Origin of the sequence: Cyanobium sp. Cruz CV13-4-11, from assembly GCF_024346055.1 — a bacterium.
Classification (GTDB): Bacteria; Cyanobacteriota; Cyanobacteriia; order PCC-6307; family Cyanobiaceae; genus Cyanobium.
Genome location: NZ_JAGQCH010000004.1, coordinates 143,229 through 153,639, shown reverse-complemented (window position 1 = coordinate 153,639; position 10,411 = coordinate 143,229). Strand labels below are relative to the sequence as shown.

Here is a 10,411-nt window from a genome sequence, read left to right as displayed (position 1 = left end):
ACGCAGGTCCGTCGACTGCCCCCGGGCATTGGCTGGGAAACCGCCCCCCGCCGTGATTCTCAGCGGCGGTCCCTTGGGACCGGCCCGGTGGGGCCGGCTTTGACGCCGGGGGGAGCCCCGTGGCCTGATGGGGGGGACCGACGACCAGCGCCGCATGAGCCAGATCCCCGACCACGCTCCCCGGACCGTCAGCATCGAGAACCAGATGCCGGAGGACCTCTTCGAGGCCATGCGGGAGTTCATCCGGGTGCACCCCCAGTGGGACCAGTACCGGCTGATGCAGGCGGCCCTGGCCGGATTTCTGTTCCAGCACGCCAGCCATGACCGGGCCGTGGCCCGCCACTACCTCGACGGCCTCTTCCGGCGCGAGCCCGCCCCGGCGGAACAGGCGCCTTCTAGTGTGGTTTCAGACTGTCTTGATCCTTCCTCTTGAGCGCCGGCACCCTCTACGACAAGGTCTGGGAGCTGCACCGGGTCGCCGACCTGCCGGGCGGAGCCACCCAGCTGTTCATCGGGCTGCACCTGATCCATGAGGTCACCAGCCCCCAGGCTTTCGCCGCCCTCAACGACCTGGGTCTCACGGTGCGCCACCCCGAGCGCACGGTGGCCACGGTGGACCACATCGTGCCCACCACCTCCCAGGCCCGCCCCTTCGCCGATCCCCTGGCCGAGGCGATGCTCGCCACCTTGGAGGGCAACTGTGCCCGCCACGGCATCACCCTGCATGGCCTCGGCAGTGGCCGCCAGGGGATCGTCCATGTGATCGCTCCGGAGCTGGGGCTCACCCAGCCCGGCATGACCGTGGCCTGCGGCGATTCCCACACCTCCACCCACGGCGCCTTCGGCGCCATCGCCTTCGGCATCGGCACGAGCCAGGTGCGCGACGTGCTCGCCAGCCAGAGCCTGGCGATGGGCAAGCTGAAGGTGCGGCGGATCCGGGTGGACGGGGCCCTGCAGAGCGGCGTCTACGCCAAGGATCTGGTGCTGCACGTGATCCGGACCCTTGGGGTGAAGGGCGGTGTGGGCTATGCCTACGAGTTCGCCGGACCGGCGATCGAGGCCCTCTCGATGGAGGAGCGGATGACGCTCTGCAACATGGCCATCGAGGGCGGCGCCCGCTGCGGCTACGTCAACCCCGATGCCGTCACCTTCGCCTACCTGAAGGGGCGGCCCCATGCCCCCACCGGCGACGCCTGGGAGCGCGCCGTGGCCTGGTGGAGCTCCCTGGCTTCGGGCCCTGAGGCCAGCTTCGACGACGAGGTGGTGTTCGATGCCGCCACAATCGCGCCCACCATCACCTGGGGCATCACGCCGGGCCAGGCCATCGGCGTCGACGAAACGGTGCCCACCCTCGAGCAGACCGAGAGCGACGAGCGGCCGATCGCCGAGGAGGCCTACCGCTACATGGATCTGCGTCCCGGTGCGCCGATCGAGGGGTTGCCGGTGGATGTGTGCTTCATCGGCAGCTGCACCAACGGCCGCCTCAGCGATCTGCGGGCCGCCGCCGACGTTGCCCGCGGCCGCCGGGTGGCTGCCGGCATCAAGGCCTTCGTGGTGCCGGGTAGTGAGCAGGTGGCGGCCGAGGCCGAGGCCGAGGGCCTCGATGCGGTGTTCCGCGCCGCCGGCTTCGAGTGGCGCGAACCGGGCTGCTCAATGTGCCTCGCCATGAACCCCGACCGTCTGGAGGGGCGCCAGATCAGCGCCAGCTCCAGCAACCGCAACTTCAAGGGGCGCCAGGGGTCGGCCACCGGCCGCACCCTGTTGATGAGCCCCGCCATGGTGGCGGCGGCGGCGGTGAGCGGCCATGTGGCCGACGTGCGCCGCCTGGTCGCCGCCCCGACGACCCCAGAGCCAGAAACCGCCAGCACCCGAGCATGAGCGCCACCCCCTTCCCGGCCGGACCGATCCAGCGCTGCGAGGGCCGCGCCGTGGTCGTACCCGGCGACGACATCGACACCGACCGGATCATCCCCGCCCGCTACCTGAAGTGCGTCACGTTCGACGGGCTGGCGGAGGGTGTCTTCGCCGATGACCGCAGCGAGCGGGCCGGGGATCACCCCTTCGACCGGGCCGAGAACCAGGGCGCTGCGATCCTCGTGGTCAACCGCAACTTCGGCTGCGGCTCCAGCCGCGAACACGCCCCCCAGGCGCTGATGCGCTGGGGCCTGCGGGCGGTGATCGGTGAAAGCTTCGCCGAGATCTTCTTCGGCAACTGCCTGGCCCTGGGGATTCCCTGTCTCAGCGCCGACCACGACGCCGTGCTGGCCCTGCAGGCCGCCATCGCCGCCCATCCCGGCGCGGTTCTCCAGCTTGATCTGGAGCCACCCCTGGTGAGGCTGGTCGCCGGCAGCGAGGTCCTGGAATGGCCATTGAGCCTGCCTGCCGGCCCGCGCCGCATGCTGGTGAGCGGCGAATGGAACGGCACCGCCCAGCTGGTGGCCCATGACGGCGAGCTGCGGGCCACCGCCAGCCGGCTCCCTTACCTGACCGGTTTCGCGGCGGCCTAGAAGGGCCGCTGCAGGGCCCCCTGGGTGGGGTGGTAGGGGATGAAGGGGGTGCCGGGTCCCTTGAAGTTGAAGTCGTTGAGGCGCACCCGGATGCCGCCCAGGCCGTCATAGGGGCTGTAATAAACGCCGATTTCGTAGGAGCGCCGCTGCCAGCGCAGCTCCACGTAGGAGCCGGTGACATCCCCATAGAAGCCCGAATTGGGATCCACGTTGAAGCCGATGCCGCCGCTGAACACCAGCGGCCCCACCAGCTGCTGGGACAGGCCGATGCCGACCGTGCCCAGGTCGACGGCCCGGTCGAACTCCAGCGGGCTCTGGCCCTGGCGCAGGGTGAAGCCGCCGGTGACCGTCAGCTGGGTGTAGTCAAGGAAGGGCTTCTCGAAGCGTCCCAGGGTGAGGGTGGGCCCCCCGGACAGACCGACCGTGTTCTGGTTGGTGCCGTCGCTGAAGTAGGCCGCCACGCCGAGCAGGTTGGCGTTGAAGCGCAGGCCGGGAACGATCGGCACCGGTGTATTGGCCAGGGAGATCATCGGTGGGCTGGTGGTGGGCTTGCCGGTCCAGATCGGGTAGGAGACGTTGAAGGAGCCGATGGCGTTGGCGCGCCACACCTCGAGCAAATCGGTGCCGGTGGTCGGGTTGGCCTGGAAGTTGCCCACCCCCATGCGCCAGTAGTAGCTGCGGGAGAGCTGGCCCCAGTTGGGCAGGCTGCCCTGCCGCTCAAGCGAGACGCCATAGGCGGAGTAGACATCCTGTTCGCCCAGGGAGCCGTTCCAGGTGCGGAAGCGGTAGGCACCGAAGAGGCGGAAGGTGCTGCTGCCCACCAGGGGCAGGTTCACCAGCCGGGCCAGGTCGCCGAAGCTGCGGGTGCCGTCGGCGATGTTGTCGGGATTGAGGGTGGAGAGGCTGAGGCGGGCATCGGCGTTGAAGCCCAGCAGGGGCCCGGTGAGACGGGCATCCAGACCGACGTAGTCGCCGCCCTTGGCTGGTTGCTCCACGATGGTGGTGGAGCCCGCCGGTGACCCTGGCAGGGGGTAGGCGTCGGTGTTGCCGGTGTAAAGGCGCTGGACCATCACCTGCGGTTGCAGGTTGAGGAGTCCCTTCTGACCGATCTTGATCGGCACGTTGTAGCCGAGGAAGAAGCCGTCCCGGTCTTCCCGGTCGTTGCCCAGCACCAGCGGATTGCTGACCTCCTCCTGTTTCTCGATGCGGCGCTGGCGGGTGACGCGGATCGGCAGGCGATCCTCCAGCCGCAACGTGTTGCGGCGGGCCTTCACCAGGGTGTCGCCGTTGGGCAGCAGGGTGATGACCACCTTCTCCGAATCCATCCACGACTGGGCGGGCGTGAACGGGTCGTTGGTGAAGCCCACCCGGTCGCCGGAGAGAGTGTTGGGGGTGAGCTTGAGGCGCCGGGCCTGGAGGCGCCAGCGGCTCACGGTGCCCTTGATCAGTTCCTGGTTACCCGTGGTGGTCTGGTCCTTGAGCTGCTCGGGGCGGGTGGTACCGAAATCGTTGGCGGTGTCCGGCGTGGTGAACTCCCGCGGGAAGCCGAAGCGCCGCTCGGCCTTGAGACTGCGCTCGAAGGTCACGTTCTCAACCCGCTGGGGAATCCTGGCGATGGCCTCGCGGCGCCGCCGTTCCTGATGCCGGGCGTTGCGCCACACCCCACCCTTGTCCTCAGGGGGCTGGACCGGGGGCCTCGGGGCCGGCTGGCCGCTGGTGCCGGTCCAACCGGGTCCCATCGTCAACTGCTCAAGCTGCTGGGCCAGCCCTTCGGGCTGCTCACTGGCCAGGGGTGGGGCGCCTGGGCAGCCCTGGGCAGGCGGCACCGGCAGCGGCTGGCTGGCGAGTTTGTCGGTGCCGAAGCGGTAGCGCAGACCCAGCAGGTAGGCGTTGCTGCCCTCGCTGACGCCGCTGAAGGTGCCGTAGGCCCCCGAGCGGTGGTGGATGCGGCCCACGGCCGACCAGCGGGGCGTGACCAGGGCTTCCACCTCGAAGGCCAGGTAGTTGAGCAGGCGCGACGAGTTCTCTCGGAAGGTCTGCTCGTAGTTGCTCTTGGCCGAGGTGACGCTCAGGCCCTCCACGAAAAAGATGTTGAGCCAGGGGCGCAGCCACAGGCGCAGGCCGACGCCACCGGTGAGCTCGCCGAAGCTCTGGCCAGGGGTGTCGGAGAAGGGGAACAGCTGGTTGAAGCCGCCCCCCGGCTGGGAATTGGCCTTGTGCCCCAGCAGGTTGGCATCGAACTCCAGCGACAGCGGGCCGGCCTGGAGGAGGCGGCGCTGCAGGCCGATCCCCCCGAAGTACTCGGGCCGGAAGCGGCCGCTGAAGGTGAAGGTGTCGCCGAACTCACCGGCATACGCCTGGCCGGCCCAGGCGGTGACGGCCCAGGGGTAGGGCTGCCACAGGGGCACGGCCGGGTAGGACGGCGTGCAGCTGATCGGCTCGGGTGGTGGCAGGGGGGCGGAAGCCTCCTTCTCGAGGTTGAAGTCCTCCTTGGTGGTGTCCAGATCAATGACGCCATACACATCGTCGATCTCCCCCACCCCCTCCAGCAGGGCGTAGCGGAGGCGGCTGCCCTGCAGGTACTGCTGGCCGCGCTGGAAGCGCACGTTGCCCACCGCCAGGAGGGTGCGGGTGCTGGCCTCGAACTCCAGCCGGTCGGCCAGCAGGCGGCCGCCGGCGAGGCGGGCCATGACACTGCCGGTGGCGACAAAACGCTGCAGCTGGCTGTCGTAGCCCTGCTGGTTGGCGGTCAGTTCCAGCTCGAGGGGCACCGCGTCGCTGGCGGGGTCGACGCCAGCCGCCGGGGCTGTGGCGGAAGCGGGGACGGCTGGGGTGGGCTCCGCTGGGGGCTGCAAGGGGGGAGCGGGTTCCCCTGGGGGGTCGGTCCCGGCCTGGGTCTCGGGTTGCGGCCCGCCCGGGGGCTCGTCGTCGAAGGGGTTGGCCGTAGCGGGTGCGGCCGGCGCCGGCGCGAGCTGCGCCTGGGCGACCTGGAGCCTGGAAGGGAGTTCCGGCCGGGCCTGGGCCGGTGCGGCCGTCAACGCCAGCACGCCGCCGATGCCCAGCCACAGGCCCATCCCAGGGGTCAGGCCTTCTGGGGCCTGGCGACGTCCCGAGCAGGGATGGAGCACCACAGGTAGCGGATGGGCGGCTAGGACGCGGCCGATCCTGCCATGGGAGTTCGGGGCCTATCCCCGCAGCGGTCCGGTTGTCCGGACGGGTGGCGCGTGGCGCCGCAGGAATCAGTCCTCCAGGTCCTTGCGGCTGGGGGAGCGGGTGGGATCGCTGGCCAGGAAGCCGAAGACGAAGATCCCGATGAAGAAGAAGACGACGGAGTAAACCGAGATCTTGAGAGCGAGCATGGTCTGTCCGGCGGGTGACAGGGAGTGACGGGCGCCGGTACGGGTCTCAATGACCCCTCGGCAGCCGCATCATCTTATGGGTGGTGGTTGACCATCCAGCCTGTCCGATGCCGTTTGGCAGGCGCAACCGGCTCCGATTGAAACGTTTCGGTCACGTTCCCCATGCCCCGGCCCCTGGATCTCCAACCGCTCTGGCAGGGCCTCCAGCCCGGGGGCGGCAGCGGTACGGCCCTCGGGGAGGCGTGGGGACGCCGCCACCGCCCCGACTGGGCGGCCCGGGGCCTGATCATCTGGCCGCGGGGCGGCCAGTGGCGCCGGCTGCACCTGTCCTGTCCCTGCCCGGAGCCCTGGCGGCCCCTGGCGGCCGGCGCCCGGGCCCGGCTGGTGCTGTCCTGGTGGGCCGACCGGGCCGAGCTGTGGGTCGATGGGCAGCGGGTCCACAGCGGCGATCTGTTCGACACCGCCTGCCGCTGGCCCCTGCCCGAGCGCTGGTGGCAGGGGGAGGTCCTGGATCTGGAGCTGCGGCTGCGCAGCCCTGTTCACGATGACGGTGCCCTGATCACCAGCCGGATCGAGCTCGAGCCGCTGGAGCCGGCCGATCCCCTGGGCCTGCTGGCGGCCACCGCTGCTGAGCTGCGCGAACTGCGCCGCGCCCATGGCCATGGGGAGGCCCCGGGGGAGGGGTTGCTGCAGGTGCTCGGCCATGCCCACCTCGACCTGGCCTGGCTGTGGCCGGTGGCCGACACCTGGCAGGCGGCGGAGCGTACCTTCGCCTCGGCCCTCGACCTGATGGAGCGCTTCGACACGCTCCATTTCGGCCATTCCACCCCGGCCCTCTACGCCTGGCTGGAGCGCCACCGGCCGGCCCTTTTCGCCCGGGTCCGCCGGGCCATGGTGGCGGGCCGCTTCGAACCCATCAACGGCCCGTGGGTGGAAAGCGACTGCGTGCTGCTCTCCACCGCCTCGCTGTTGCGCCAGTTCCAGGAGGGCCAGCACTACAGCCAGCGCGCCTTCCCGGAGTGGAGTCACCGGCTGGCCTGGTTGCCGGACAGCTTCGGCTTCGCGGCCGGTCTGCCGGCGGTGGCGGCCGCCACCGGGGTGCGCTGGTTCTGTACCCACAAGCTGGCCTGGAACGCCACCAATCCCTTCCCCCACCGGCTGTTCCGCTGGCGCAGCCGCTGTGGCGCCGAGGTGCTGGCCCTGATGACGGCGCCGATCGGCACCGACGGCGATCCGGTGGCGATGGAGCGCTACCGGCTGCAGTGGCAGCAGGTCAGCGGCTGCGCCGACGCCCTCTGGCTGCCGGGGGTGGGAGACCACGGCGGCGGACCCACCGCCGAGATGCTGGAGCAGCTGGAGCTCTGGCAGGACCAGCCGGTGGCCGCCGGCCAGCGGCACGGCACCCTGCGGGCCTACCTGGAGCCGCTGGAGTCCCTGGCGGGCCAGCTGCCGGTGTGGCGCGACGAGCTCTATCTGGAGCTGCACCGTGGCTGTGCCACCAGCCGCCCGGACCAGAAGCGCCACAACCGGACCCTGGAGCGGCTGCTGCGGGAGGCGGATCTGGCCGCGGCACTGTTCGCCCTGCCGGCCGAGGCCGCTGAGGCCGCCGAGGGCGATTGGCGCCGCCTGCTGTTCCAGCAGTTCCACGACATCCTGCCGGGCACATCGATCCCGGAGGTGTTTGAGCAGGCCGAACCGGAGTGGCGGGGCGCCCGCCGCCGGGCCGCCCGTCGCCGCGACCGGGCCCTGGGGCGGGGCCTGGCCGGGGGGGCGCCAGCCGGGGCTGCGGACGCCTGGTGCGCCCTGCAGCTCCAGCCACTGCCGGCCCAGCCCCGCACCCTGCGGCTGCCGGCGGGCGACTGGTGGCTGTCAGGGACGGACGGCGAACGGCGCCTGATCGGGCAGCCGGCCCCCGGCGGCGGCCAGTGGCTGCAGATCCCCGGCATCGAAGGGGTGGCGGTGCAACGCCTGCGGCGCCAGGACACCGGCGCCAGCACCATACCCAGCACCGGCATCGAGGCGGCCTGGCCCGTGGCAGCGGCGGTGCGGCTGGAACGGGTCGCCGGCGGCGGGCCGGACCACTGGCACCTGGGCAACGGTCTGGTTTCGGCGCTGATCGGCCCGCAGGGGGTGGAGCAACTGTTCGATGGGGCCGGTACGCCCCAGCTGGCGAGGCCGCTGGCCTGGTGCCGCTGGCGCGACCGCGGGGAGTTCTGGGATGCCTGGGACCTGGCGGCTGACTACCGCCAGCACCCGCTGGCGTGGCGCTGGCAGGGGGCGCCGCAATGGCTGGAGACGGGGCCGCTGTGTGGCCGCTTCGTCTGGCGCGGCCGCTGCGGCGAGAGTTCGGTGCGCCTCGACGGTCGCCTGCTGGCGGGCAGCCCCTGGCTGGAGCTGGTGTTGAGCATCCAGTGGCAGCAACGCCATGAGCTGCTGCGGCTGGAGATTCCCCTGGCCGCGCCGGCCTGCCGCTGGGCCGCCGACAGCTCCGGCGGGGTGATCGAGCGCCCGGCCACGGCCCGCACCGCCCGGGAGCGGGCCCGCTGGGAGGTGAGCGCCATCAGCTGGCTGGCCGCGGTGGGGCCAGGCCGCGGCGATGGCCTGGCGGTGCTGCTCGACGGCCCCCAGGGGGTGTCGGCAACGGCGGAGAGCCTGGGGATGTCGCTGCTGCGGGGTCCCACCTGGCCCGATCCCGGCGCCGACAACGGCTGGCAGCGGCAGCGGCTGGCCCTGCTGCCCTGCCCCGGTGGCTGGCGGGCCGCCGCCGCGCCCCAGCAGGCCACCCGGCTGCGGGAACCGCTGTGGTGCCGGCCGGTGCCGACGGCGGAGGGCTCAGCCGCGCCGACCCAAACACTCTTCCCTTCGCTCGGCGACGATCTGCAGCTGGTGGCCCTGCGGCCGCTGCCGGCGGCAGGCGCCCAGGGGGGGGCGGGGCAGGCGCTGCTCAGCGTGCAGAACCTCGGGCCCTGCCGACGCCGCCTCTCGATCGGCCCCGACTGGACCGTGCTGGAGCGCTGCGACGGCCTGGGCCAGAGGCTGGCCCTCGCCGACGGAAGCGATCCGCTGCAGCTGACCCCCTGGCAACTGGGGCACTGGACGCTGCAGAAGGTCGCGGCGGCTCAGTCCTCGTGATCGTCGAAGGGATCGGTGAGGCCCTTGGAGGGGGGGCCGAAGGCGGTGTACACGCCGAAACCGGTGAGGGCCAGCAGCACCGCGAGCACCGTGAGGGCCACGGAGAGGGCGGGGGACGTGCTGGCGGCGGGATCCATGGGGAGCTCTCAGGCGGGGCAGGAGACGCGAGGTTTGCGTCACAACTCTCGACAGCCCATCTCGGTGCGGCCGGCAAGACCCTTACAGTAAGCACCGCGATCCCGTGCCCGAGAGGTCCGAGCTGCCATGGCCCAACGCACCCGTCTGGGAGACCTGCTGCGCCCCCTGAATTCCGAATACGGCAAGGTGGTGCCCGGCTGGGGCACCACCCCTGTGATGGGCGTGGCCATGCTGCTCTTCCTGGTGTTCCTGCTGGTGATCCTGCAGCTGTACAACAAGTCCCTCCTTCTTGAGGGCATCAACGTCAACTGGAACGGCGTCGGCTGATTCCTCTCGCCCCCTGTCCATGAACATCTTCGGCATCGGTCTGCCCGAGATGGCGGTGATCGCCGCCATCGGACTGCTGGTCTTCGGACCCAAGCGCCTGCCCGAGCTCGGCAAGACCCTGGGGCGCACCCTGCGCGGCTTCCAGTCGGCCTCGCAGGAGTTTGAGAAGGAGTTCCGCACGGCCGTGGGTACCGACCAGTCCATCGACATCTCCGGCCCCCCCGCCGCCATTCCGCCGGCGGCTGACGCTTCAGCGCCGGCGGCGGTGGTTGAGGAGAGTGCCGGGCCCTCCAGCTGAGGGCGGCCATCCGTTGGATCTGCAATTGCTGGTGGGCTTGGGCAATCCCGGCCCCCGCTACGTCGACACCCGCCACAACGTCGGCTTCATGGTGCTGGAGCGGTTGGCCCGCGCCGGTGGCTCCAGCTTCCGCAACCAGGGCCGGCTGCACGGGCTGCTGGCCGAGACCGGTCAGGGAGACAAGCGGCTGCGGCTGCTGATGCCCCAGACCTTCATGAACGACAGCGGCCGCTCGATCCGCGCCGCCCTCGACTGGTTCCGGCTCGAGCCCGCCCAGATGCTCGTGCTGGTGGACGACATGGACCTGCCCCTGGGGCGCCTGCGGGTGCGGGCCTCGGGCGGGGCCGGCGGCCACAATGGCCTGCGCAGCACGATCGCCCACCTGGGCAGCGAGTCCTTCGCCCGGTTGCGCATCGGCATCGGTGCCCCCGGCGAGACGCCCGAGGAGCGCCGGGCCCGCACGGTGTCGCACGTGCTTGGCAAGTTCTCCGCCGCCGATCGGCCCGTGCTGGACACGGTGCTGGCGGAGGTGGAGGCGGGCATCGACCTGATCCGCCGGGTTGGCCTGGAGCGGGCCGCCAACCGCTTGAACAGTTTTCGCCCCGATCCACCGCCATCCTGAGAGCATCGATCGACACCGACGGCGCCCC

Annotated in this window: 10 protein-coding genes; 7 read left to right on the top strand and 3 right to left on the bottom strand. The window is 71.3% G+C overall.

Annotation, left to right across the window (positions count from 1 at the left end; translation table 11 throughout):
- The first annotated feature begins 127 nt into the window (after positions 1 to 127).
- From KBZ12_RS04875 to KBZ12_RS04865, 3 genes are read left to right on the top strand one after another with little or no spacing between them, the layout of a single operon-like run.
- Positions 128 to 433, top strand: a complete 306-nt coding sequence (locus KBZ12_RS04875) for a DUF2811 domain-containing protein (protein ID WP_396100636.1) — start codon at positions 128 to 130, stop codon at positions 431 to 433.
- Complete coding sequence (gene leuC / locus KBZ12_RS04870) at positions 430 to 1,878, top strand: 3-isopropylmalate dehydratase large subunit (protein WP_254956697.1); 1,449 nt, start codon at positions 430 to 432, stop codon at positions 1,876 to 1,878. Before KBZ12_RS04875 ends, leuC begins: the two co-directional genes overlap by 4 nt.
- Positions 1,875 to 2,507, top strand: coding sequence for a 3-isopropylmalate dehydratase small subunit 2 (locus tag KBZ12_RS04865; protein ID WP_254956696.1), 633 nt, complete (start codon positions 1,875 to 1,877; stop codon positions 2,505 to 2,507). The genes leuC and KBZ12_RS04865 overlap by 4 nt, the downstream gene beginning before the upstream one ends.
- On the opposite strand, the gene KBZ12_RS18380 is transcribed toward KBZ12_RS04865, so the two are convergent.
- Both KBZ12_RS18380 and KBZ12_RS04855 read right to left on the bottom strand, forming a co-directional pair.
- A complete protein-coding gene (locus KBZ12_RS18380; protein ID WP_261359807.1) occupies positions 2,504 to 5,581 on the bottom strand; it encodes a DUF3769 domain-containing protein in 3,078 nt (1,025 codons plus the stop codon). The two genes, KBZ12_RS04865 and KBZ12_RS18380, sit on opposite strands and share 4 nt — an antisense overlap.
- A 165-nt stretch (positions 5,582 to 5,746) precedes the next feature.
- Positions 5,747 to 5,866: a photosystem II reaction center protein I gene (locus tag KBZ12_RS04855; RefSeq protein ID WP_015109632.1), complete on the bottom strand. Its 120-nt coding sequence runs from the start codon at positions 5,864 to 5,866 to the stop codon at positions 5,747 to 5,749.
- Positions 5,867 to 6,028: 162 nt separating this feature from the next.
- Between KBZ12_RS04855 and KBZ12_RS04850 the strand changes: the two genes are divergently transcribed.
- Positions 6,029 to 8,998 (top strand): glycoside hydrolase family 38 C-terminal domain-containing protein, encoded by a 2,970-nt coding sequence (locus KBZ12_RS04850; protein ID WP_254956695.1) that lies wholly within the window; start codon positions 6,029 to 6,031, stop codon positions 8,996 to 8,998.
- Here the strand turns inward: KBZ12_RS04850 and psbN are convergent.
- A complete protein-coding gene (psbN, locus tag KBZ12_RS04845; RefSeq protein WP_254956694.1) occupies positions 8,986 to 9,135 on the bottom strand; it encodes a photosystem II reaction center protein PsbN in 150 nt (49 codons plus the stop codon). The genes KBZ12_RS04850 and psbN overlap by 13 nt on opposite strands.
- Before the next feature lie 127 nt (positions 9,136 to 9,262).
- Here psbN and psbH point away from each other — a divergent pair, with 127 nt between their 5' ends.
- From psbH to pth, 3 genes are read left to right on the top strand one after another with little or no spacing between them, the layout of a single operon-like run.
- The gene (gene psbH, locus KBZ12_RS04840; protein ID WP_254952803.1) at positions 9,263 to 9,463 is read left to right on the top strand and encodes a photosystem II reaction center phosphoprotein PsbH; all 201 of its coding nucleotides are present in this window, start codon (positions 9,263 to 9,265) and stop codon (positions 9,461 to 9,463) included.
- A 19-nt stretch (positions 9,464 to 9,482) separates the two neighbouring features.
- Positions 9,483 to 9,761, top strand: coding sequence for a TatA/E family twin arginine-targeting protein translocase (locus tag KBZ12_RS04835; protein WP_254956693.1), 279 nt, complete (start codon positions 9,483 to 9,485; stop codon positions 9,759 to 9,761).
- A 13-nt stretch (positions 9,762 to 9,774) separates the two neighbouring features.
- Positions 9,775 to 10,383, top strand: coding sequence for an aminoacyl-tRNA hydrolase (gene pth, locus KBZ12_RS04830; protein ID WP_254956692.1), 609 nt, complete (start codon positions 9,775 to 9,777; stop codon positions 10,381 to 10,383).
- Positions 10,384 to 10,411: the final 28 nt, after the last annotated feature.

Excerpts from the sequence above, each read along its gene's own strand:
- KBZ12_RS04850 (WP_254956695.1), top strand. The coding sequence starts at position 6,029 with ATGCCCCGGCCCCTGGATCTCCAACCGCTCTGGCAGGGCCTCCAGCCC.
- KBZ12_RS04875 (WP_396100636.1), top strand. The coding sequence starts at position 128 with ATGGGGGGGACCGACGACCAGCGCCGCATGAGCCAGATCCCCGACCAC.
- KBZ12_RS04835 (WP_254956693.1), top strand. The coding sequence starts at position 9,483 with ATGAACATCTTCGGCATCGGTCTGCCCGAGATGGCGGTGATCGCCGCC.
- psbN (WP_254956694.1), bottom strand. The coding sequence starts at position 9,135 with ATGGATCCCGCCGCCAGCACGTCCCCCGCCCTCTCCGTGGCCCTCACG.
- KBZ12_RS04865 (WP_254956696.1), top strand. The coding sequence starts at position 1,875 with ATGAGCGCCACCCCCTTCCCGGCCGGACCGATCCAGCGCTGCGAGGGC.
- psbH (WP_254952803.1), top strand. The coding sequence starts at position 9,263 with ATGGCCCAACGCACCCGTCTGGGAGACCTGCTGCGCCCCCTGAATTCC.
- KBZ12_RS04855 (WP_015109632.1), bottom strand. The coding sequence starts at position 5,866 with ATGCTCGCTCTCAAGATCTCGGTTTACTCCGTCGTCTTCTTCTTCATC.
- KBZ12_RS18380 (WP_261359807.1), bottom strand. The coding sequence starts at position 5,581 with ATGGGCCTGTGGCTGGGCATCGGCGGCGTGCTGGCGTTGACGGCCGCA.